Origin of the sequence: Neisseria sp. P0024.S006 (genome assembly GCF_051956595.1) — a bacterium.
In the GTDB taxonomy this organism is placed as follows: Bacteria; Pseudomonadota; Gammaproteobacteria; order Burkholderiales; family Neisseriaceae; genus Neisseria.
Genome location: NZ_JBQCXH010000002.1, coordinates 88809 through 111594 on the forward strand (window position 1 = coordinate 88809; position 22786 = coordinate 111594).

Consider the following 22786-nt stretch of genomic DNA (forward strand, 5'->3'; position numbering starts at 1 on the left):
ATATTTCATAAAATTATGTAAGTAATCTTCAGATTCATTCCAAATCACGCCCAAGAAGCGAAAAATCATGTATATTTTAAAAATTTCCTAAAATTGTTGCGAAGTGATAATTTCAAGATTGCAACAACATACGGCTGGCGCGTTATTGAGGATGACAAAGCGCGGCAGATCTCCCACGATACAACAAAAAGAAATACCGCTATGCCAAGTGCCATTATTGTAGAAGACGAAGTATTAGCAGCAGAACGCTTGCGTGTATTATTGGAAGAATGCAATGTCGTACTGCTCAACGTCTTTCACCATGCCATGCCAGCATTGGAGTGGCTGAGCGTCCACGAAGTCGACATCGTCTTTGCCGACATCGGCATGCCGGAAATCGACGGTCTCGAGTTTGTCGAACGCATCAAGCGTACCGCCAAACGCCAGCCGGAGATTGTCTTCACCACAGCCTACGAAGAACACGCCCTGCGCGCGTTTGAGCTGGCTGCCGCAGACTATCTGCTCAAACCGATCAAAATGACCCGCCTGCAAACCGCGCTTGACCGCATCATCGAGAAAAACCGCGAAAAAGCAGACAGTTTCACCCATTTCAAAGTGTACAACCGCGAGCGCATGGTTGAAATCCCCTGGCAACAGGCGCGTTATCTGATGGCGGAACACAAAACCGTCTATCTGTTTACCGGCGACGGCCACAGCTACGAATTACCAAAAACATTGGTTTACTGGGAAGAATTGCTGGGCGACAAAGTCATCCGCATCCACCGCAACGCCCTCGTCTTCCGCCACACCCTCGACAGCCTGATTCGATTGGACGATGACGAAAACGACGAATACGCATCCACATGGGGCGCAAAAATTCTCGATATTCCGACCCCGTTGCCCGTCAGCCGCCGACAACTGTCCACCCTGCGGAAAATCATTAAAAACAGCATCTAACAATGCGCTCTTTAACTAGCTCTTTTTAAATCAAAGGCCGTCTGAAAATATCTTTTCAGACGGCCTTTTAACTTCTCATTTCAATAACAGAAAGCAGAAAAAAGAAACGACTAAAACCTACCGTTTGGACTTATCCAGACTTTTAATTTAATCAAACCGTTTTACCCACAAACAAGGTTTTCTATTTTTTTAATCCAACATCTCTCAATTACTACCACACAACAGAAAAGGCCGTCTGAACAATTCAGACGGCCTCGATATTCAATCCCTATCGGTTAAAAGAACAATTCACGCCAGCTGATGCGTTTAAGTCCGCATTTCCGGCCTTCTACTTTCAGACTGTGCATCTTATCAGAGTTGGTCAATAGACTGCGCTCGGCTTGGGTTGCAAAACATTTATTGTTTGGCACACTCGGCGTAGCGTTCAACTCTTTATCCGTACCCGTGCCGCCGCTATCGCCATCGGCGGTTACCGGAGAATCATCGGCCTTAGAGCCATTCAGATAAGTAAAGTTGACCACACCGTCAAACACCATACCGCTGGCGTAATAGACTTGGCCGTTGTTTTCACGTTTGATGAATTGGCGGTTTTTATCGGAAATACGCGCATCACGCAAACCCAAACGGCCGCCATTTTCCGCATTTACACCCAGAATAATCGTTTTCGCAGTCGTTTGTGTGGACGTACTGTCGGGCAGACAAACATCGGCACTGGAAGAATTTGTATGTATGACTTCCTGCTTGTATTTACGAATAGTTACCACCGCCGTACGCAAAATCATCGTCGGTTTGACAGTTACCCGCTCACCCGAACCCAACGCCAGCTTCCAACCTTTTTGATCTTCGCTGACCTTATTGTTGGTAACAGAAATATATTCACCGTCCGCTTGGACAGTTTGACCGGTCAGCTCATCACTTTTAGCCAAGACAGCTTCTTTGGAAGTATCGTCATAGATACCGTAAACCGCATTGTTCTGTGTCGCTACATCCAGCTCGCTATGGTAAATCTCGCTACCCGTACCAAAAATAACGACATACTTGTCTTTACCGCGGCGTGATACCGCAGGCGCAGACGTAATCGGTTGATTACCCGAACCTTGGAAAATCATCTGCGCAGACCATTTGGAAGGCGTTTCGCCACTCAAGTCGAAACGGAACATATTGCCGTAACGGTCGCCGGCATAGGCAATATCGACAATGCCGTCAAAATCGGTATCTACCAAAGTAGGGGTAGAGAGGCCGCCTTTGCCATTGGGTGCAGGAATTTTAGCCAAGAGCTTACCGGCGTCAGAAACATTACTTCCTGTACCTTTCGTCCCAGCCTCTTTGCCTGTCATATCATAGACATACAAGGCCGTTTCATTATCGGCACTGTTCACATCTTCAGTACGATAGCCGCTGGCCAAGAAGCCTGCATAACGTACATCAGATTCCAGATTAACCGGGGTAGCATTGCGTTTAATGGAAACACGGCCGATTTGTGTCGAACCAATGGTATAGCCCAGCTTATTGCCAGAGCCTTTTTCTGTTTCAAACAAAGGTACAGTCGTATTCCAACCACTACGGTCACTGTTCGCCACTGCACCGATATTCAACGCATACGCACCGCGTCCACCCTGACCCATCGCACCAAACATAAAGGTTTGCTTATCAGGCGTTTGGCGGAGAACAAAACCACCATTAACCATATAGCGGTGCGGCGTGCTGGAGCCGTAACCATCGCGAGCGACATCTTTCAGAACCTTGCCCAAAGTTGTCGCTTGACCTTGGTCGTCCTCACGCTCTATGCCTGCCGGAATATAGCTGAGTTTCAAGTCATAAGGATTGCTAGTCGTACCATTACGGAAAATATGTACCATGCCGTCATTAGCAGCGGCGACCAAAAACTCTTGACGGTTGTCGCGCTTATCGCCAATAGCTGCAACCGAACCGTCTAAAATATCGCCTAAATTACGTTCATCTTTACTTGAATCAGCAGAATCTGTCGGACGAATTCGATAAGACTGGCTATAACCTTTTGTCTCCGCATCCGCTTTGATGGCTTCATCACTACCTGCTCGACCAGTCCATTTCAGCAATGCATTTTTCCATTCCAACTTATCTTTTGCACTGCCGTCTGAAATACCAAAATCGGCATTTTTAGCCTCATTGTCTGCAATTCTATCGATGAAATAGGTTTTACTGCCATCATTAACCAAAGTAAGGCGGTTATTAAATGATGGCAGAACAAACTCTGTCGTATTGATAGGCGTACCATCACGGTTTAATTTATAAAACCGCAATTGACTGCTCCAAGAGCCGGTATTCAAATGAACCGTTGCCGCCATATCGGGAATACCTGTACTGGTCGTTGCAGGCGCAGTAGAGGATACTCCTTCAAATTTCGTATTTTGGCTGTCACTTTCAATATTGCTAACAATAGTTTTAAAGGCATCAACCAACTTTTCCGGTTCTGCAGCATTGAAATACCAATCAGGACGGCTAGCGCCTTTTTGCAGATACTCTTTACCTATATTAGAAATTTCACTACCAAAACCTACCGTGAAGGTCTGAACCAATTGCTTGCTATAATCCGCACCTTTAGGATCGCTTGGATCGCCATCCCAACTCTTACCCGCAGCATCTACACCATCTTTTGCCGCAGTTTTAATATCTTTCTCTGCCAAAGTCTGGCTAAAGAAACGCATACCGCGTTTTTCATCCTTATAGTTTCTATCCCAATAAGGAACAATAATTTCGCCAAGACCTTTAACTTCTTGCTTACCATCTTTTTCACCTAAAAGAACCCAACGCCCAAAGCTATCTTTTGCATAGTCAGTATATTGACATTGGAACTTTTTCTCCCCATCAGGAGTATTCAATCTCGGGTCATAAATCGGCAGATCAAAATATCCTGCAAGTCCGTTTCCTGAAAAATATTTGCCTTGTCCATGTTTATCTTCATAAGCTTTTACTTCAGACGGCCCGAAATATTCATAGATATCATCCGAGCTACGCTCAATAGCACGGTAATAGTTTGAATAATAATATTTTCGGTCATAGTTAAAGCTGGTATTACGCGATTTACTCGGATCCTCACCAGAAGACTGGTTACTACAACTTAAGTTCGCATCACCATCAGATACCACAACAACATAAGATTTCTGGCAGCGATATTTGATATTGGGGATGACGAAATTTTTGACGACTTCATAATAACGGCGCGTTGTCGGCGTACCTTGATAAGCCAACATTCCGTCTACCTTCTTACTGACATATTCCCAGTTGCGACCTGCGGAACCATCCGTAAAACCCTCAGAATCTTTCATATCGCCTTTGGTATCGTCGGGTCTAGGCAGTTCTGCATATGCGTAAATAGCATTATTCTTTTTCCTTTTTTCCTCATCCCATACCCAATACCGAGGATTATTGTGCAAAGTCTGCAAACCCCAGTTAAACTGATCTTTATATTGCGCCAAAACCTGCTTTAATGCCGATTTTGCAATATTGATTTTTTTTTGCTCATCTCGAGCATGATAATCACCCTTTGCATCAGCCAACATACTGCCCGAGTCATCAATCAAAAACATAATATTGTGTTTGACTTTGGGTTGGCCGTTGACGGCAGTTTCGTTTTGCAGGTAAAACGGGACTTTGGCAAATTGCTGCGTATTTGCCTGAACGGAAAAGCTGATAAGCGCTAAAGCGGAAGCGACGCTTGCATGAATGAGGCGATGGCGGCCTGATGGAGCGTTTTGCATAATGTGTTCTTTTTTCATCGGATAATCTCAGCTAAAAATGACATTGTTTTTATTTTTTATAATGCTACGATTTTAGCATAAACAGCCTGTTTCATGTTTGATTCGGCTGAATTTCCCTACGCCTGCATTTCAAACACAACAAAAATGAAACAATCTGCCTGATCAGTTTTCAGACGGCCCGACTGGATATTTAGTTCAACCTTACTCATCAGGCATTCCAAAAGCAAGGGATTGTCCCGTAAAGGTAAAACATTTTTAAATTATCGACTCCTTGCTCTATGCTTGAAATTCCTATCATTTTGACTTAAAATACACTGCTTCTACGGCATAGACCGCTATGTCTGAAAAAGCACGTTACACAGCAAAATCAAAGCTGCGGAGCGTGTTTTTTTTTAGCCGAGATTTCCGAAGGCTGTCTTTTTTGTAAACAATTTTTATTTTTCAGACGGCCTGACCCATTTTTTTCGAACCGACCATCATCAGGCAAACAGGATTCCATCATGACCACTCCGGCTCTTCTCGTTCTCGCTGACGGCAGCGTATTTCACGGCACATCAATCGGTTACGAAGGTTCGACTTCCGGCGAAGTCGTGTTCAACACTTCCATGACCGGCTATCAGGAAATCCTGACCGACCCGTCCTACTGCAAACAAATCGTTACCCTCACCTATCCACATATCGGCAACACCGGCACCAACGCCGAAGACGAAGAAAGCCGCAGCGTTTACGCCGCCGGTTTGATTATCCGCGACCTGCCGCTCTTGCACAGCAACTTCCGAGCCTCCGAAAGCCTGCACGACTATTTGGTACGCAACAAAACCGTCGCCATCGCCGACATCGATACCCGCCGCCTGACCACCCTGTTGCGTGAAAAAGGCTCGCAAGGCGGTGCAATCTTGACCGGTGCAGATGCCACGGTTGAAAAAGCACAAGAACTGATTGCCGCATTCGGCAGCATGGTCGGCAAAGACTTGGCAAAAGAAGTTTCCTGCACAGAAACTTACGAATGGACCGAAGGCGAATGGGAATTGGGCAAAGGTTTCGTTACCCCTGCCGAACAGCCTTACCACGTCGTCGCCTACGATTTCGGCGTGAAAACCAACATCCTGCGCATGCTCGCCTCTCGTGGCTGCCGCTTGACCGTCGTTCCCGCACAAACCAGCGCGGAAGAAGTATTGGCACTCAATCCTGACGGCGTATTCCTGTCCAACGGCCCCGGCGACCCCGAGCCTTGCGACTACGCCATCAAAGCCGTACAAAAATTAATGGAAAGCGGCAAACCGATTTTCGGCATTTGCTTGGGACACCAGCTGATCAGCCTCGCCATCGGCGCAAAAACCCTGAAAATGCGCTTCAGCCACCACGGTGCAAACCACCCCGTGCAAGATTTGGACAGCGGCAAAGTCGTCATTACCAGCCAAAACCACGGTTTCGCCGTCGATGCCGACACTCTGCCCGCCAATGCACGCATTACCCACAAATCCTTGTTCGACAACACCTTGCAAGGCATCGAGCTGACCGACAAACCCGTGTTCTGTTTCCAAGGCCACCCCGAAGCCAGCCCCGGCCCGCAGGATGTCGGCTATCTGTTTGACAAATTCATTGACAATATGAAAGCGGCGAAGCAATAAAGCGAATTTTTCAGACGGCCGTCAAATCCGGCAGGCCGTCTGAAAATCAAGCGATTCAAAATCCTGTAACTCAAGTCAGAAAGGAAACTCCCATGACTGAAAAACAAATGCGCATCCTCTCCGTAGTCGCCACCCTGACCGCCGTCGGCATGTACGTTTCCTATATCCCGCAAATCCAAAACAACCTGGCAGGCAACCCCGGCTCGCCGCTGCAACCCCTCGTCGCCGCCATCAACTGCACATTATGGGTTGCCTACGGCTTTTTAAAAGAAAAACGCGACTACCCCGTCATGCTGGCAAACGCCCCGGGCATCATTTTGGGCTTGATTACGTTTGTCACTAGTTTTTAAGGAAGTTTTCAGACGCCCCTGTGTAAAATTAAAACGCAAAAGGTCGTCTGAAAAAGAGTCATCAAAATATCAACGGCAGGAATTTTTCAGGTAGCTTTTTATCGAAAGGCAGATGAAACAAACGCCGCGAGCGTTTTTTTCAGACGACCTTTGAATCCATCGGTAGAGTGTATGCCGCAAGGCACGCACGCGGTGGGTTGGGGTCGCAGGGAAAATGGGGAACGCGTGCGTGCGTACCGCACACACCCTACCATGCGGGCTACAGCTTGCTAACAAAAGGCCGTTTAGTTTTGGAAGTTGTTAGAAAATATTGTGAAGACCACCCAGAAGCCGACTTTGCCAAATTGAGTCAAATTTTCCCTAAAAAATTACAAGGCTCAAATGGTGTATTAAATATATTTGGTGAGCTTAAGGATTATCAAAAAGAAGGTAGATTTTATATTAAGGATAAAGAAATCATCCAATTAAAAAATGGTGAGCAAATAGCAGTTTGTTCACAATGGAGAAAAGATAGTATTGAAAAGTTTATTGACCATGTTAAGCAAACTCTTGGTTATGAAATAGTTGCTCAATAATGAAATTTAAAAACCTGAATATCGTGTGAGAAAGTAAAATGCCCAAACGTACCGACCTAAAATCCATCCTTATCATCGGCGCCGGCCCTATCGTTATCGGTCAGGCCTGCGAATTTGACTATTCCGGCGCACAGGCCTGTAAGGCTTTGCGTGAAGAAGGCTATAAAGTCATTCTGGTGAATTCCAACCCCGCCACGATTATGACCGACCCTGAAATGGCAGATGTTACCTACATCGAGCCGATTATGTGGCAGACGGTGGAGAAGATTATCGCCAAAGAGCGTCCTGATGCGATTCTGCCCACGATGGGCGGCCAGACTGCGCTGAACTGTGCGCTGGATTTGGCGCGCAACGGCGTGTTGGCGAAATATAATGTCGAGTTAATCGGCGCGACGGAAGACGCGATCGACAAGGCGGAAGACCGCGGCCGCTTTAAGGAAGCGATGGAAAAAATCGGCCTCTCCTGCCCGAAATCTTTTGTCTGCCACACGATGAACGAAGCTTTGGCAGCGCAAGAACAGGTCGGCTTCCCTACCCTTATTCGTCCGTCTTTCACGATGGGCGGTTCGGGCGGCGGCATTGCCTACAATAAAGACGAATTTTTGGCAATTTGCGAACGCGGTTTTGATGCGTCGCCTACGCATGAGTTGCTGATTGAGCAGTCCGTCCTCGGCTGGAAAGAGTACGAGATGGAAGTGGTGCGCGACAAGAACGACAACTGCATCATTATCTGCTCGATTGAAAACTTCGATCCGATGGGCGTGCATACGGGCGACTCGATTACGGTTGCGCCGGCGCAAACGCTGACGGACAAGGAATACCAAATCATGCGCAACGCTTCGTTGGCGGTATTGCGCGAAATCGGCGTGGACACGGGCGGCTCGAACGTGCAATTTGCAGTGAACCCTGAAAACGGCGAAATGATTGTGATTGAGATGAACCCGCGCGTGAGCCGTTCGTCCGCGTTGGCTTCCAAAGCAACGGGCTTCCCGATTGCGAAGGTGGCGGCAAAGCTGGCGGTCGGCTTTACGCTGGACGAGTTACGCAACGATATTACCGGCGGCCGCACGCCTGCGTCGTTCGAGCCTTCCATCGACTATGTCGTGACCAAAATCCCGCGTTTCGCGTTTGAAAAATTCCCTGCCGCAGACGACCGCCTGACCACGCAGATGAAATCTGTGGGCGAAGTGATGGCGATGGGCCGCACGATTCAGGAAAGCTTCCAAAAAGCCCTGCGCGGCTTGGAAACAGGCTTGTGCGGCTTCAATCCGAGAAGCTCCGACAAAGCCGAAATCCGCCGCGAACTGGCCAACCCCGGCCCTGAACGTATGCTGTTTGTGGCAGACGCGTTCCGCGCGGGCTTCACGCTGGAAGAAATCCACGAAATCTGCGCCATCGACCCTTGGTTCTTGGCGCAAATCGAAGACTTGGTGAAAGAAGAGCGGCAGGTAAGTGCAGGCTGCCTGCAAGATTTGGATTTCGCCGCCTTACGCCGTCTGAAACGCAAAGGCTTCTCCGACAAACGCATCGCGCAGCTTTTGGGCGTAAAAGAAAAAGAAGTGCGCGAACACCGCTACGCGCTGAACCTGCATCCCGTCTATAAACGCGTCGATACCTGCGCCGCCGAGTTCGCCACCGAAACCGCCTACCTCTATTCCACTTACGAAGAAGAATGCGAAGCGCGCCCTTCCGACCGTAAAAAAGTGATGATTCTCGGCGGCGGCCCGAACCGTATCGGTCAGGGCATCGAGTTTGACTATTGCTGCGTTCACGCCGCGCTCGCCCTGCGCGAATCGGGCTTTGAAACGATTATGGTGAACTGCAACCCCGAAACCGTGTCCACCGACTTCGACACCAGCGACCGCCTGTATTTCGAGCCGCTGACGCTGGAAGACGTGTTGGAAATCGTCCGCACCGAAAACCCGTGGGGCGTGATTGTGCATTACGGCGGTCAAACCCCGCTCAAACTCGCCAACGCATTGGTTGAAAACGGCGTGAACATCATCGGTACGTCCGCCGACAGCATCGACGCCGCCGAAGACCGCGAACGCTTCCAAAAAGTGTTGAACGACTTAGGTCTGCGCCAGCCGCCCAACCGCATCGCCCACAACGAAGAAGAAGCCCTCGTTAAAGCCGAAGAAATCGGTTATCCGTTGGTTGTACGTCCTTCTTACGTACTCGGCGGCCGCGCCATGCAGATTGTTCACTCTGCCGAAGAGTTGCAAAAATACATGCGCGAAGCCGTACAAGTTTCCGAAGACAGCCCCGTATTGCTCGACTTCTTCTTGAACAACGCCATCGAAGTGGACGTAGACTGCGTTTCAGACGGCCAAGATGTCGTGATCGGCGGCATCATGCAACACGTCGAACAAGCAGGTATCCACTCCGGCGACTCCGGCTGCTCATTGCCTCCATACTCATTGGACGAAGAAATTCAAGACGAAATCCGCCGTCAAACCAAAGCCATGGCATACGCACTGGGCGTGGTCGGCTTGATGAACGTACAGTTTGCCGTACAAGACGGCGTGGTCTTCGTACTGGAAGTGAACCCACGCGCCAGCCGTACCGTACCGTTCGTATCCAAAGCCACCGGCGTACCGCTCGCCAAAGTCGGCGCACGCGTGATGGCAGGCATTTCGCTGAAAGAGCAAGGCGTAGAAAAAGAAGTCATCCCAGACTTCTACGCTGTTAAAGAAGCCGTGTTCCCATTCATCAAATTCCCAGGTGTGGACACCATTCTCGGCCCTGAAATGCGCTCTACCGGCGAAGTCATGGGCGTAGGCGCAAGCTTCGGCGAAGCCTACTTCAAAGCCCAACTCGGCGCAGGCGAACGCTTGAGTACAACAGGCAAAGTGTTCCTCGCCGTACGCGACGAAGACAAACCGCTCATCGTCAAAACCGCACAAAACTTCCAAGCACTCGGCTATGGTGTCTGCGCCACACGCGGTACCGCCGAATACTTGAAAGAACACGGCATCATCGTGCAAGCGGTCAACAAAGTACAGGAAGGCCGCCCACACATCGTGGACGCAATTAAAAACGGCGAAATCGCACTGGTGGTCAACACCGTCGGCAGCACAGTGCAATCTGTTACCGACAGCCACAGCATCCGCCGCACCTCCCTCACCCAACGCGTACCGCAATACACCACCATCGCCGGCGGCGAAGCCATGAGCGAAGGCGCAAAAAGCCGCGAACACTTGGGCGTGTACAGCGTACAGGAATTGCATGGCCGTCTGAAAAACAAAGCCTAATCAATCCTATCGGATTTAAATAGTTAAAAGGCCGTCTGAAACCTGATTACTCAGTTTCAGACGGCCTTTTCATATTTCAAATTCCAACCGTCTGTCCATCAAAACAACCTTTTCTGCCATCTCCAAACAAGCAATAACAACATGAAATATAATTTCGTTATTGATCGGATTCATACGACAAAATTGTTGTTTTTTCATCATCATCCCAAAATATTGAGTTTAACGCCTATTCTCCTTGCTTTATAATGGCCGTCTGAAAGAAAAATACAATTAAAGCAGAAGCATGTCTTTGCAACTTAAGCAGATTTGCATAATTAACCATATGCTTTAATCATAATAATGATAAAATAATACGGCTTTCCTCTAAATTAAAGGGAAAACTGCACAAGAAACGGAAAATAAAATGAGTGTCGGATTATTGCGTGTTTTGGTCCAAAGCCAAACCATCTCAAATCAACAAGCGGAACATTACAACAGCCTTTTACAATCGGGCAAAGAAATCCTGCCCGACTTGTTTTCAGACGGCATCATCACCCCTAAAGCCTTGGGCGAATTGGTTGCGCGCGTATTCAGCTATCCCCTTTTGGATTTACACTATTACCCGCGCAATAATGTAGTCAGCGACATCCTGACGGAAGAGCAAATGGTGCAAAACCGTTGCGTTCCGATTTTCAAACGCGGACGCAAGGTTTATTTCGCCGTATCCGATCCGACTCAAATCCAAAACTTCCAAAAAATCGCTTTTTCTTCAGGTCTAAGCGTTGATTTGGTAGTGGTTCCCGATGACCAACTTAGCTCCTTGCTAGAATGGTTGGGTCAGCGTTCGACCACTATTCTGAAAGAAATCAACGAAGAACATGAAGCAACGCAGCAATCTCAATCGCTTTATATCGATAATGAAGAAGCTGAAGATGGCCCTATCCCCCGCTTCATCCACAAAACCTTATCCGATGCCCTAAACGCAGGTGCATCAGACATCCACTTTGAATTCTACGAGCAAATGGCGCGCGTCCGTTTCCGCGTGGACGGGCAACTGCGCGAAGTCGTACAGCCGCCTGTCGCCGTACGCGGTCAGTTGGCATCGCGTATCAAAGTGATGGCGCGTTTGGATATTTCCGAAAAACGTATTCCGCAAGACGGTAGAATTCAAATTGCCTTCCACAAACACGGCCGTCCGATTGACTTCCGTGTCAGCACATTGCCGACATTGTTCGGCGAAAAAGTGGTGATGCGTATCCTAAATTCCGATGGTACATCGCTCAATATCGACCAGCTCGGCTTAGAGCCTTTCCAAAAAGAAATGCTGCTTGAGGCCATCAACCGCCCTTACGGCATGGTGTTGGTTACCGGTCCGACAGGTTCGGGCAAAACCGTTTCGCTCTATACCTGCCTGAGCATTTTGAACACGGAAGATGTGAATATTTCGACGGCAGAAGATCCGGCCGAGATTAACCTGCCGGGTGTCAACCAAGTCAACGTCAATGAAAAACAAGGCCTGACGTTTGCCACCGCACTCCGATCCTTCTTACGTCAAGATCCTGATATTATTATGGTCGGTGAGATTCGTGACTTGGAAACCGCCGACATCGCCATTAAAGCTGCCCAAACCGGCCACATGGTTTTCTCTACCCTGCATACCAATAATGCACCGGCCACGCTGTCCCGCCTTTTGAACATGGGTGTCGCGCCTTTCAACATCGCCAGCTCGGTCAGCCTGATTATGGCGCAAAGGCTGTTGCGCAGACTGTGTCCAAACTGCAAACGCGAAGTGGAGCGCCCGCCGGTTCCGGCATTGAAAAAAGCCGGCTTTACCGATGCGGACTTGGCTCAAGATTGGAAACTCTACCGCCCGGTTGGTTGCGACAGCTGCCGCGGCAAAGGCTTTAAAGGCCGCGTCGGTATTTATGAAGTCATGCCGGTCAGCGATGAAATGCAAAAAGTCATTATGAACAACGGTACAGAAGTTGATATCATGAACATGGCCTATCAGGAAGGCATGGTAGACCTGCGTCGCGCCGGCCTCATGAAAGTCATGCAAGGCCTGACTTCGTTGGAAGAAGTAACTGCTCATACCAATGACTAAACTGCCATATTTTCGAAAATTACAATAAAGCGGCACGGGGAAACAGTCCGCTTTATTTCTTACTAACAAGGGATAACTCATGGCTCAAGCAGAGCAAAATAGAAGTCTGTTCGGTTCAAGAAGCAAAGGTAAGCGTTTTACATTTGAAGGAAAAAACATCGAGACCGAACGTCTTGTCCGCGGCGAAGTAGTTGCCAAAGACGAAGAAGAGGCACGCAAAAAACTCCAGCGCAGAGGCATTCGTCCTTTGCGCATCAGCAAAGTCAAAACCGCACGCAAACGCCGTATTACCCAAGAAGACATCACAGTGTTTACGCGCCAACTGGCAACGATGATGAAGGCAGGCTTGCCACTGATGCAGGCTTTCGAAATCGTTGCGCGCGGCCACTCCAATCCGAGCATGACCGAAATGCTGATGCAGGTTCGCTCCGATGTCGAACAAGGTAGCGCATTGGGTAAATCGTTCTCCAAATATCCCAAATATTTCGACCGTTTCTATTGCAATTTAGTCAGCGCAGGCGAGTCCGGCGGTGTGCTGGAAAGCCTATTAGATAAACTGGCTGTCTATAAAGAAAAAACCCAAGCCATTAAGAAAAAGGTTAAAACCGCGCTGACCTACCCGATTGCCATTATCGTGGTGGCCATCGCGCTTATCTTCATCATGATGATGTTTGTACTGCCTGCCTTTAAAGAAGTTTATGCCAATATGGGTGCAGAGCTGCCAGGCCTTACCCAACTCGTCATGAGCTTGTCCGATTTATTTGTCGATTACGGCTGGATTATGATCATCCTTTTGATTGCTTCCGCCTTCGGCCTGTACAAACTCCATGAGAAATCGCCCACCTTCCAAAAGCGAATCGATGCTTTGATTTTGAGGTTGCCTATCTTCGGTACCATCGTCCGTAAAGCGACCATTGCCCGTTGGGCGCGTACGACTTCTACCCTCTTCGCGGCCGGCGTTCCTTTGGTGGAAGTATTAGATTCAGTTGCAGGCGCATCCGGCAATATTCTCTATGAAGAAGCCACTCAAGACATCCGCGCCAAGGTAACCCAAGGTCTGTCGCTGACATCCAGTATGCAAAGTACTGATATGTTCCCCAACATGGTGATTCAAATGGCGGCCATCGGCGAAGAGTCAGGCTCTTTGGATGATATGCTGAACAAAGCAGCCGAATTCTACGAAGATGAAGTAGACAACTCCGTCTCCCGATTGTCTGCCTTGATGGAACCTATCATCATGGTGGTATTGGGTTCGCTCATCGGTATTTTGCTGATTGCCATGTATCTGCCGTTGTTTAACTTGGGCAATGTCGTAGGTTGATATGCTTGATAGTATTTACTCTGCCATCGACGCCCTCTCCGTTCTTGCGCCATTCGCTATTCCTTTAGCCGTTATTTTAGGATTACTGATTGGTAGCTTTCTGAACGTCGTCATTTATCGCACGCCGATAATGATGGAGCATGAATGGACACAATTTTCCAAAGAGCATTTGGGCATCGAGCTGACAGACGAAGAAAAACAGCCATTTAATCTGCGTAAACCAGACTCACACTGCCCAAAATGCAAAAGTCCGATCAGAATTTGGCAAAATATACCCATCCTCAGCTATGTTTTCCTAGGTGGGAAATGCCACACCTGCAAAACCCATATCAGCATACGCTATCCGTTGATTGAGCTGCTGACAGGTGTCTTATTCGGTATTGTTGCGTGGCAATACGGCTGGTCATGGGCAACTATTGGCGGATTGATTCTGACTGCCATATTGATTGCGCTGACCTTTATCGATGCCGATACGCAATATTTGCCCGACGGCCTGACTCAGCCCCTAATTTGGATCGGCCTGCTGTTTAATCTGAACGATACATTCGTACCCCTTCATTCAGCCGTTTGGGGTGCAATCGCAGGCTATATGAGCCTTTATACTTTATGCGCTGTCTATAAACTTCTGACCGGTAAAATCGGCATGGGCAATGGCGATTTCAAACTTTTGGCCGCACTCGGCGCATGGCTGGGCGTAGGGATATTGCCTGTTCTGATCTTCATGGCTGCCTTAGTCGGGCTGGTGGGCGCGCTCATCGCCCGTGTCGGTAAAGGTCAGTATTTTGCTTTTGGTCCCAGCCTCGCTGTAGCAGGATGGATTATTTTGGTTGCCAATGCACCTATTACCCAACTGGTACAATGGTGGCTCATACAATCAGGATTCCGATAATGACATTATGGATAGGCTTGACCGGCGGTATCGGCAGCGGCAAATCATCTATCGCCCAAATGTTTGCCGAACTTGGCGTACCCATTATCGATGCCGATGCCATCAGCCGCTCACTGACCGCTGAAAACGGCGAAGCGCTTCCAGCCATCCGCCAGCTTTTCGGCGATGAGGTTTTTGATCATGAAGGCCGTCTGAATCGTACGGCTTTACGGGAAGAGGTTTTCAGACGGCCTCAATCTAAAAAACAACTGGAAAAGCTGCTTCTGCCATTAATCTTAAACAAAATCCAACAGCAGAAACAAAAGCTTGCTTCCTCTGCCTACGGCATTGTCGATGTCCCGCTTTTAATTGAGAATCCGGCATTTAAAGCGGAGACTGACCGCATTTTAGTTGTAGATGTTCCAGAGTCCGTCCAAATCGAACGCGTACACCAACGCAATGGTTTTTCAGAAGAGCAGACGCGCCAAATCATGGCTACCCAAGCTTCCCGATCTGACAGACTGCTTCATGCCGACGACGTATTGGACAATACTCATAGCTTGGAAGAAGCAAAAATCAAGGTTTTCCGCCTGCATCAATACTATCAATCCATTGCACAATCACTGAAAGAAACTGCATGACCACTCCTGTTGTAAAATGTCCGACCTGCCACAAAGAAGTCGTTTGGAATACTGACAGCCCCTACCGCCCTTTCTGCAGCAAACGGTGTAAACTCATTGATTTAGGCGAATGGGCACAAGAAAAATACACCGTTTCTTCAGAAGACGACCCTTTTTCAGACCTATTGGACGGCAAATAACCTACGCCGCTTCCTTCAGCCTATCCAAAACAGGCTCAAAACAGTAAAATACCCTCTTTATTCCAATCTATTCCATCCACCATGCTCACCTTCCAACAAATTATTTTCAAATTACAAAACTACTGGGCAGACAAAGGCTGCACCGTTATCCAACCTTTCGATATGGAAGTCGGTGCCGGCACTTCCCATCCAGCCACCTGTCTGCGCGCCTTAGGCCCGGAGCCTTGGTTTGCCGCTTACGTTCAACCCAGCCGCCGCCCCAAAGACGGCCGCTATGGCGACAACCCCAACCGCCTGCAACACTACTATCAATTCCAAGTTGCGCTCAAACCTGCACCAGCCAATATTCAAGACCTCTACCTCGATTCCCTGCGCGAATTGGGTATTGACCCTAAAGTACACGACATCCGCTTTGTCGAAGACGACTGGGAAAACCCTACTCTCGGCGCTTGGGGTTTGGGTTGGGAAGTTTGGCTCAACGGCATGGAAGTAACCCAATTCACCTACTTCCAACAAGTCGGCGGTATCGACTGCTCCCCCGTACTCGGCGAAATCACCTACGGTATCGAGCGTCTCGCCATGTATTTGCAAGGCGTGGAAAACGTGTACGACCTCGTTTGGGCAAAAACCCTTGATGGCAACATCGTCACTTACGGTGATGTTTATCATCAAAACGAAGTCGAACAATCCACCTACAACTTCGAATACAGCGATGCCGATTGGCTCTTGCGCCAATTCAACGACTATGAAGAACAAGCTAAACGCCTGCTTGCAGTTGAAGACACCAGTCTTGCCCTGCCTGCTTACGAGCTTGTACTCAAAGCCGGCCACACGTTCAACCTCTTGGATGCACGCGGCGCCATTTCCGTTACCGAACGCGCAACCTACATCGGCCGCATTCGTGCACTGAGCCGTATCGTTGCACAAAAATTCGTTGAAAGCCGCGAGAAACTGGGCTTCCCATTGCTTAAAAACCAATAAGCCCGCACATGCTTACCACGCCGATGCCGCCCTTTGATACATTCAAGTGGCGGCGTTTCTATTTTCAGACGGCCTTCCCGTCATTGCCATCGCAAACACTTCCTGCCTGCTTTCAGGTAAAATAAGCCCTTTATTACATAAACCGTCTGAAAACATGAGTTCATCCTCTTCTGCAAAAACACCCTTTTTCTTACTTTCCCTCGTTGCCATCATTCTTGACCAACTGAGCAAATGGGAAATCTTGAAACACTTTACCGAAGGCGAACGCCTCAATATTATTCCAGACTTTTTTGACCTGACGCTTGCCTATAATCCAGGCGCGGCATTCAGCTTTTTGGCCGACCAAGGCGGCTGGCAAAAATTCTTCTTTTTAGGTCTGGCCGTCGTCATCAGCCTGTATTTGGCCCGTACCATCTGGCGCGATGAGTTTGGACGCTGGGGCAAACTGGGGGCAGCCATGATTATCGGCGGCGCAATTGGCAATGTGGTTGACCGTCTGATTCACGGCCACGTTGTCGATTTTCTGCTTTTCTATTGGCAAAACTGGTTTTACCCAGCATTTAACATTGCCGACAGCTTTATCTGCGTTGGCGCGGTTTGCTTGGTATTAGATGGTTTGCTGCACAAAAAAACATCTTCAAACGACACAAAGGCCGTCTGAAAACGGAACACACATGACTCAAAAAACCATTATCCTTGCCAATCCCCGCGGCTTCTGTGCAGGCGTTGACCGCGCCATCAGCATTGTTGAACGTGCACTCGAAGAGTTCGGCGCGCCTATTTACGTCCGCCATGAGGTCGTTCACAACAAATTCGTCGTGGACAATCTACGGGCAAAAGGTGCCGTCTTTGTCGATGATTTGGCGGATGTACCCAAGGGGGCCACGCTGATTTACTCTGCTCACGGCGTATCCAAAGCCGTACAGGAAGAAGCGGCACAACGCGGTTTCCGCGTTTTTGATGCCACCTGCCCTTTGGTAACCAAAGTCCACAAAGAAGTAGCCCGTCTCGATGCCCAAGATTACGAAATCATCATGATCGGCCACAAAGGCCACGTCGAAGTAGAAGGCACAATGGGACAATTGCCCCCGGGTAAAATGTTTTTGGTCGAGACAGTGGAAGATGTGGCCGGGCTGAACGTCAAAAATCCTGACAAGCTTGCCTACGTCAGCCAAACCACTTTATCGGTGGACGAAACCAAAGACATCATTGCAGCTTTGAATCAACGCTTCCCCAATATCCGCAATCCGCACAAAGAAGACATCTGCTACGCCACAACCAACCGCCAAACTGCCGTTAAAGAATTGGCGGAAGAATGCGACCTCGTGATTGTTGTCGGCTCGCCCAATTCTTCCAACAGCAACCGGTTACGTGAAGTAGCCGCATTGCGCGGAGTCGATGCCTATATGGTCGATAATGCTTCCTATCTGAAAAAAGAATGGTTTGAAAACAAAACCAAGGTCGGTGTTACTGCCGGCGCATCCGCTCCCGAAGTCTTGGTTCGAGAAGTCTTACAAACCATTCAAGACTGGGGACATGAGACCATACGTGAAGGAGAAGGTGCAGAAGAAAGCATTGTATTTGTCTTGCCTAAAGAATTGCGCCGCGAGGGCGAAAACAAGCAAATTCTCAATAAAGGGTAGGCTTGTTATTTGCTTTATTTGAAAACTTAAGGCCGTCTGAAAATTTTCAGACGGCCTTAAGTTTATTTTACTAATAAAAAAGACCTGCCTTAAAGGCAGGTCTTTTCATACTTTATCCTGATTATTTCTCAGGAGTGTGTTGCTGACGGCGCAAGATTGCCGGAATTTCAAAGTCATCCAGTACAGACTGGTTGCTGAAATCAGCCGCAGTCAGGTTCATAGAACGGATATTGCGGTTGGTACGAACCAAGCTTTCAGCGCTGCTTTGGCTTTGAGCTTGAGGCGCTTCTTCCGCACCGCGTACCAATTGTTGGGTACGGGCAGCAGCACGCAGTTGGTTGTCAGTACCGTTTTCTTTCAAGCCGGTAGCAATAATGGTAATACGGATAGCGTCTTCGCTCATGCTCTCGTCTTCGGCAGCACCAAATTTGCATTCCACTTCAGGGTGTGCATTTTGGTTGACGATGCGCATAATCTCGTTGAACTCAGACATTTTCAGGCAGCCAGGAGCAGTGGTAATGTTTACCAATACACCGCGTGCACCATCCAAAGTAACATTATCCAAGAGCGGGCTGGAGATAGCTTGATCGGTAGCCAAACGGGCACGGTCGATACCTTGCGCAAAACCTGAACCCATCATGGCGATACCGCGATTGCTCATCACAGTTTTCACGTCGGCGAAGTCCAAATTGATCATGTCGCTAGGGCAAGTCACCACTTCGGAAATACCGGCAACCGCATCACGCAGTACATTGTCGGCCGCACGGAAAGCTTCGCGCATGGTCACATCTTCGCCCAAGGCAGTCATCAATTTGTCGTTCGGGATAATAATCAGGGAGTCAACGCGCTCTTTGAGCTGATCCAAACCTGCTTGAGCAATGTGTACGCGTTTACCTTCGTAAGCAAACGGACGGGTTACAACCGCAACGGTCAGGATACCCATTTCTTTAGCGATTTCAGCCACAACAGGAGCAGAACCGGTACCTGTACCGCCACCCATACCGGTAGTGATGAACAGCATGTTTGCACCGCGGATGGCATCTTCGATGGCTTCGCGATCTTCTTGGGCTGCGGCGCGGCCGATTTCAGGATTTGCACCGGCGCCCAAACCGCGAGTCAGGTTTGTACCCAATTGAATGCGTTTAGCCGCATTGTTTTTAGCCAATGATTGCGCATCGGTATTGGCACTGATGAACTCAACACCATGAATAGTGTTGGCAACCATGTTGTTGATGGCATTACAGCCGCCGCCACCCAAACCGATAACTTTAATAACAGCAGGGCTTGTTGCTGATTCTGCTACGTCGTAAACAAATTCCATTCAATAATCCTCCGCGCCCCGCTTTATAAGGACGGTTCAAAAATAACTTATTATCCGTATTATATAAGAAGTATCCTGATACTGGCAAAAATCTTCTTATCATCCGACTGTTGGCGTTATATTTTTACTACAATTTTTAACAGAAAATATACAAGTTTTAAATTATTCACTTAGCAATTATTTAAAACCGTTTAATTCCACTTAAATATTCAGGACAAACGGATTTTACACCGCTTGCCCTGAACGCTTTTATCAGAAATTGTCCCTGAAGAATCTTTGGATTTTTTCCCACAGACCCATTTTTTTGCCTGAATCATTCAGGGCAATCGCACCAGTTCGGCTGGTTTGCTCACCCTCTTCGGCAGCATAGGCCGTCTGAAGCAGGCCAATTGCTGTTGAATAGCGTGGATTGCGGATACGCTCGGATACGCCGCCCATTTCTTGTGGAACACCGATACGTGCCGGCAAATTAAAGACTTCTTCCGCCAACTCAACAATACCGGTCAACATAGAGGCACCGCCGGTCAAAACGATACCGGAAGTCAGCACTTCTTCAGGGAAGCCGGAACGGCGCAATTCGTTCAGCGTCAATTCCAAAATCTCTTCTACGCGCGGACCGATGATTTCAGCCAATACACGGCGTGAAATTTGACGTGATTGACGGTCGCCAACGCTAGGAACTTCAATCATTTCATCCAAGCCATCCATAGTCGGAATGGCGGCGCCGTAATGGATTTTGATGTACTCGGCGGCACTGTGCGGCGTACGCAGGGCTTGTGCCAAGTCTTTGGTAATCAAATCGCCGGCAACGGGAATAACCGCAGTATGGCGGATGGCGCCATTAGTATAAACCGCGATGTCGGTCGTACCGCCGCCGATATCGATGACGCACACGCCCAAATCTTTTTCGTCTTCAGTCAAAACGGCGTGACCGCTCGCCAAAGGCTGAAGCATGATTTGATCCATTTGCAGGCCGCAGCGTTGGATACATTTTTGGATATTTTGCAAAGCAGTGTTCGCACCGGTAATGATGTGCACGCGGGTATCCAAACGCACGCCGCTCATGCCGATAGGCTCTTTCACACCGGGTTGGTTGTCGATGATGTACTCTTGAACCACGGTATGTAAGATATTGTGATCAGGCGGAATATTGATGGCTTTGGCCGTTTCGATGGCACGATCGATGTCGGCTTGCGATACTTCGCCATCTTTAATTTTGACCACGCCTTGTGAATTCAGGCTGCGGATATGGTTACCGGCAATACCGGTGACAACGTGGGAAATTTTGGTATCTGCCATCAGCTCGGCATCTTCTACCGCCTGACGAATGGCTTGCGCGGTAGCATCGATATTGGTCACCATACCTGCACGCAGGCCGCGTGAAGGACTTTGGCCCAAGCCGACAATGTGGATTTCATTATCTTCCCGAATCTCGCCGATTAAGGCGATGACCTTGGACGTACCAATGTCTAAGGCACTGATATATTTATTTTGTTGTTGTTCCATAATTGCTCGTTCGCTATGTTGTCTGACTGACGGTTTGATTATTTTTGAAACAAGATTGCTTCACGTCTAATCGGCTATTCACTGTCGGAAGGGTTTTCAGACGGCCTGTAACGGACTGAAAAACCATCCTTATAACGCATATCGACATACTCGATACGACTTTGTTTTTTACGCAGCAACGATGGCCAAATCTGGGCAAACTGCTGCAAACGTTTGATTTCGTTTTCACGCCCCAAGCGCACGGTAATGCCGTTGTCCAATACAAGCAGCCATGCCGAACGCGGCGTGTAAATCAATTCTTTGATGGTCAGTTTCAACGGACTCAAAATACCGGAAAAGTCCGCATAATGTTTGACCATGTCTTTGCCTGTCCCCTGCTGCCCTTCAAATATAGGCAGGTCCTGTTTCAGGCTTGCGGCAAACACATTGCCCTTACTGTCCACCAAGCCGCCAGCGCGCCAGTGTGCAACCGGCACGCGCTCGGTCAGGATAATTTCCACGGTTTCCGGAAAACGGCGGCGCACCATTGCCGAGTCAATCCAAGGCAACTCCTGAAAAGCGGCCTGCGCCGCATCAATATCGGCGCGGAACATATTACCCCTGATATGCTCTCGTGCAACAGTTTGCAATTCTTTGCTGGAAGCATATTTCAGCTTACCCTGAATGGCAATCTGTTTCACAGGGAAATATTTGGAATTGTAAAGCCAAGCTATGCCCGAACCTATCAGCAGAAAGGCCATCAGCAACAATAGCCGGCGGGTCAGCCGACCCAGTGCGCCTGCATCATCCCACATGAGCGGTCTTCAAAATCTCAATACATAAATCAGCAAAATCTACGCCGGTATGGGCTGCAGATTTTGGCACCAAACTATGACTGGTCATACCGGGCAAGGTATTGATTTCCAAGAGATACAGCTTACCGTCCGTATCTTTTAGGAAGTCCACGCGCGAACAGCCGTCCGCACCAATCGCCTGTGCGCCACGCACGGCCAGTTCGCGCATCAGGTTTTCCTCATCCTCGCTCAAATCTTCCGACGGACATTGATAAACCGTATCGTCGCGGTTGTATTTGGCTTCGTAATCGTAAAACTCGGTAGCCGGAATAATATGAATGCTCGGCAGACCTTTGCCGTTCAATACCGGGCAAGAATACTCGCCGCCGCCGATGAAGCGTTCGGCAATAATTTCACCCTGCAAATGTTTCAATTCTTCGTAAACGCTTTTCAGACGGCCTTTTTCTTTGACTTTTACCACACCGACGCTGCTGCCTTCCGCGGCTGGTTTCACAAACATAGGCAGGCCCAATTTTTCTTCAACGGCATCAAAGTCGCTGTCGTCATGCAATACAGCAAACTCAGGAACAGGCAAACCCACGGCCTGCCAAATCAGTTTGCAGCGGTATTTGTCCATACCCAGCGCGGAAGCGGCCACACCGCTGCCGGTATAAGGAATACCCATCAGTTCCAATGCGCCTTGAATCGCGCCGTCTTCGCCGAAAGTGCCGTGCAAAATATTGAAGGCCGTCTGGAACCCTTGGGTTTTCAATTCAGACAACGGGGTTTCTTTGGGGTCGAACGCATGGGCATCGACACCTTTGCTTTTCAAGGCAGCCAAAATAGCGGCGCCGCTGTCCAGCGAAACTTCACGCTCGCTGGAGAAGCCGCCCATCAACACGGCCACTTTGCCAAAATTCTGCATAATTTCCACTTTCTTAAATACTGATACAGGCCGTCTGAATATTGTTCAGACGACCTATC

18 protein-coding genes are annotated in these 22786 nt (G+C 48.8%); 13 read left to right on the forward strand and 5 right to left on the reverse strand.

The genetic code is table 11. The features are described 5' to 3' along the window. Positions 1–201 precede the first annotated feature (201 nt). Complete coding sequence (locus ACTHUF_RS04160; RefSeq protein WP_003686784.1) at positions 202–936, forward strand: LytR/AlgR family response regulator transcription factor; 735 nt, start codon at positions 202–204, stop codon at positions 934–936. 275 nt (positions 937–1211) lie between these two features. On the opposite strand, the gene pilC is transcribed toward ACTHUF_RS04160, so the two are convergent. Then, positions 1212–4676, reverse strand: coding sequence for a PilC family type IV pilus tip adhesin (pilC, locus tag ACTHUF_RS04165; protein ID WP_440407202.1), 3465 nt, complete (start codon positions 4674–4676; stop codon positions 1212–1214). A 500-nt stretch (positions 4677–5176) separates the two neighbouring features. Between pilC and carA the strand changes: the two genes are divergently transcribed. The 12 genes from carA to ispH all read left to right on the forward strand — a co-directional run bounded on the left by carA (position 5177) and on the right by ispH (position 18202). After that, complete coding sequence (gene carA / locus ACTHUF_RS04170; RefSeq protein ID WP_188212057.1) at positions 5177–6307, forward strand: glutamine-hydrolyzing carbamoyl-phosphate synthase small subunit; 1131 nt, start codon at positions 5177–5179, stop codon at positions 6305–6307. Between the two features lie 92 nt (positions 6308–6399). Beyond that, on the forward strand, positions 6400–6657 hold the full coding sequence (locus tag ACTHUF_RS04175) for a SemiSWEET family transporter (RefSeq protein ID WP_049331825.1): 258 nt from the start codon (positions 6400–6402) through the stop codon (positions 6655–6657). A 266-nt stretch (positions 6658–6923) separates the two neighbouring features. Further along, positions 6924–7232 carry a hypothetical protein gene (locus ACTHUF_RS04180; RefSeq protein WP_315094140.1) on the forward strand — a complete coding sequence of 103 codons (309 nt, stop codon included), beginning with the start codon at positions 6924–6926 and terminating at the stop codon, positions 7230–7232. Positions 7233–7270: 38 nt separating this feature from the next. Further along, the gene (carB, locus tag ACTHUF_RS04185) at positions 7271–10486 is read left to right on the forward strand and encodes a carbamoyl-phosphate synthase large subunit (protein ID WP_440407205.1); all 3216 of its coding nucleotides are present in this window, start codon (positions 7271–7273) and stop codon (positions 10484–10486) included. 403 nt (positions 10487–10889) lie between these two features. Beyond that, on the forward strand, positions 10890–12569 hold the full coding sequence (gene pilB, locus ACTHUF_RS04190) for a type IV-A pilus assembly ATPase PilB (RefSeq protein WP_036493391.1): 1680 nt from the start codon (positions 10890–10892) through the stop codon (positions 12567–12569). A gap of 79 nt (positions 12570–12648) precedes the next feature. Continuing rightward, on the forward strand, positions 12649–13890 hold the full coding sequence (locus tag ACTHUF_RS04195; protein ID WP_440407207.1) for a type II secretion system F family protein: 1242 nt from the start codon (positions 12649–12651) through the stop codon (positions 13888–13890). 1 nt (position 13891) lies between these two features. Continuing rightward, complete coding sequence (locus ACTHUF_RS04200; RefSeq protein WP_314553116.1) at positions 13892–14779, forward strand: A24 family peptidase; 888 nt, start codon at positions 13892–13894, stop codon at positions 14777–14779. Then, positions 14779–15399: a dephospho-CoA kinase gene (coaE, locus tag ACTHUF_RS04205; RefSeq protein WP_070823709.1), complete on the forward strand. Its 621-nt coding sequence runs from the start codon at positions 14779–14781 to the stop codon at positions 15397–15399. Before ACTHUF_RS04200 ends, coaE begins: the two co-directional genes overlap by 1 nt. After that, positions 15396–15578 (forward strand): DNA gyrase inhibitor YacG, encoded by a 183-nt coding sequence (gene yacG / locus ACTHUF_RS04210; RefSeq protein WP_070823707.1) that lies wholly within the window; start codon positions 15396–15398, stop codon positions 15576–15578. Before coaE ends, yacG begins: the two co-directional genes overlap by 4 nt. Positions 15579–15659: 81 nt before the next feature. After that, the gene (gene glyQ / locus ACTHUF_RS04215; RefSeq protein ID WP_003685919.1) at positions 15660–16559 is read left to right on the forward strand and encodes a glycine--tRNA ligase subunit alpha; all 900 of its coding nucleotides are present in this window, start codon (positions 15660–15662) and stop codon (positions 16557–16559) included. 154 nt (positions 16560–16713) lie between these two features. After that, positions 16714–17220 carry a signal peptidase II gene (gene lspA, locus ACTHUF_RS04220; RefSeq protein ID WP_315094130.1) on the forward strand — a complete coding sequence of 169 codons (507 nt, stop codon included), beginning with the start codon at positions 16714–16716 and terminating at the stop codon, positions 17218–17220. 13 nt (positions 17221–17233) lie between these two features. Further along, entirely contained in the window at positions 17234–18202 is a 969-nt protein-coding gene (gene ispH / locus ACTHUF_RS04225; protein WP_049331909.1) for a 4-hydroxy-3-methylbut-2-enyl diphosphate reductase, read from the forward strand. Positions 18203–18323: 121 nt separating this feature from the next. Here ispH and ftsZ read toward each other — a convergent pair whose 3' ends face one another. The 4 genes from ftsZ to ACTHUF_RS04245 form a co-directional block, all read right to left on the reverse strand. After that, on the reverse strand, positions 18324–19523 hold the full coding sequence (gene ftsZ, locus ACTHUF_RS04230; protein WP_003748303.1) for a cell division protein FtsZ: 1200 nt from the start codon (positions 19521–19523) through the stop codon (positions 18324–18326). 252 nt (positions 19524–19775) lie between these two features. Then, complete coding sequence (gene ftsA / locus ACTHUF_RS04235) at positions 19776–21029, reverse strand: cell division protein FtsA (RefSeq protein ID WP_003682483.1); 1254 nt, start codon at positions 21027–21029, stop codon at positions 19776–19778. Between the two features lie 74 nt (positions 21030–21103). Next, on the reverse strand, positions 21104–21823 hold the full coding sequence (locus tag ACTHUF_RS04240) for a cell division protein FtsQ/DivIB (RefSeq protein ID WP_293203804.1): 720 nt from the start codon (positions 21821–21823) through the stop codon (positions 21104–21106). Further along, positions 21813–22727 (reverse strand): D-alanine--D-alanine ligase, encoded by a 915-nt coding sequence (locus ACTHUF_RS04245; protein WP_254324425.1) that lies wholly within the window; start codon positions 22725–22727, stop codon positions 21813–21815. Before ACTHUF_RS04245 ends, ACTHUF_RS04240 begins: the two co-directional genes overlap by 11 nt. Positions 22728–22786: the final 59 nt, after the last annotated feature.

Coding starts and splice junctions, on each gene's coding strand:
- ACTHUF_RS04160 (WP_003686784.1), top strand. CDS start 202: ATGCCAAGTGCCATTATTGTAGAAGACGAAGTATTAGCAGCAGAACGC.
- ACTHUF_RS04175 (WP_049331825.1), top strand. CDS start 6,400: ATGACTGAAAAACAAATGCGCATCCTCTCCGTAGTCGCCACCCTGACC.
- ACTHUF_RS04200 (WP_314553116.1), top strand. CDS start 13,892: ATGCTTGATAGTATTTACTCTGCCATCGACGCCCTCTCCGTTCTTGCG.
- ACTHUF_RS04240 (WP_293203804.1), bottom strand. CDS start 21,823: ATGTGGGATGATGCAGGCGCACTGGGTCGGCTGACCCGCCGGCTATTG.
- yacG (WP_070823707.1), top strand. CDS start 15,396: ATGACCACTCCTGTTGTAAAATGTCCGACCTGCCACAAAGAAGTCGTT.
- ftsZ (WP_003748303.1), bottom strand. CDS start 19,523: ATGGAATTTGTTTACGACGTAGCAGAATCAGCAACAAGCCCTGCTGTT.
- ispH (WP_049331909.1), top strand. CDS start 17,234: ATGACTCAAAAAACCATTATCCTTGCCAATCCCCGCGGCTTCTGTGCA.
- lspA (WP_315094130.1), top strand. CDS start 16,714: ATGAGTTCATCCTCTTCTGCAAAAACACCCTTTTTCTTACTTTCCCTC.
- ACTHUF_RS04195 (WP_440407207.1), top strand. CDS start 12,649: ATGGCTCAAGCAGAGCAAAATAGAAGTCTGTTCGGTTCAAGAAGCAAA.
- carA (WP_188212057.1), top strand. CDS start 5,177: ATGACCACTCCGGCTCTTCTCGTTCTCGCTGACGGCAGCGTATTTCAC.
- glyQ (WP_003685919.1), top strand. CDS start 15,660: ATGCTCACCTTCCAACAAATTATTTTCAAATTACAAAACTACTGGGCA.
- ftsA (WP_003682483.1), bottom strand. CDS start 21,029: ATGGAACAACAACAAAATAAATATATCAGTGCCTTAGACATTGGTACG.
- pilC (WP_440407202.1), bottom strand. CDS start 4,676: ATGCAAAACGCTCCATCAGGCCGCCATCGCCTCATTCATGCAAGCGTC.
- carB (WP_440407205.1), top strand. CDS start 7,271: ATGCCCAAACGTACCGACCTAAAATCCATCCTTATCATCGGCGCCGGC.
- pilB (WP_036493391.1), top strand. CDS start 10,890: ATGAGTGTCGGATTATTGCGTGTTTTGGTCCAAAGCCAAACCATCTCA.
- ACTHUF_RS04245 (WP_254324425.1), bottom strand. CDS start 22,727: ATGCAGAATTTTGGCAAAGTGGCCGTGTTGATGGGCGGCTTCTCCAGC.
- coaE (WP_070823709.1), top strand. CDS start 14,779: ATGACATTATGGATAGGCTTGACCGGCGGTATCGGCAGCGGCAAATCA.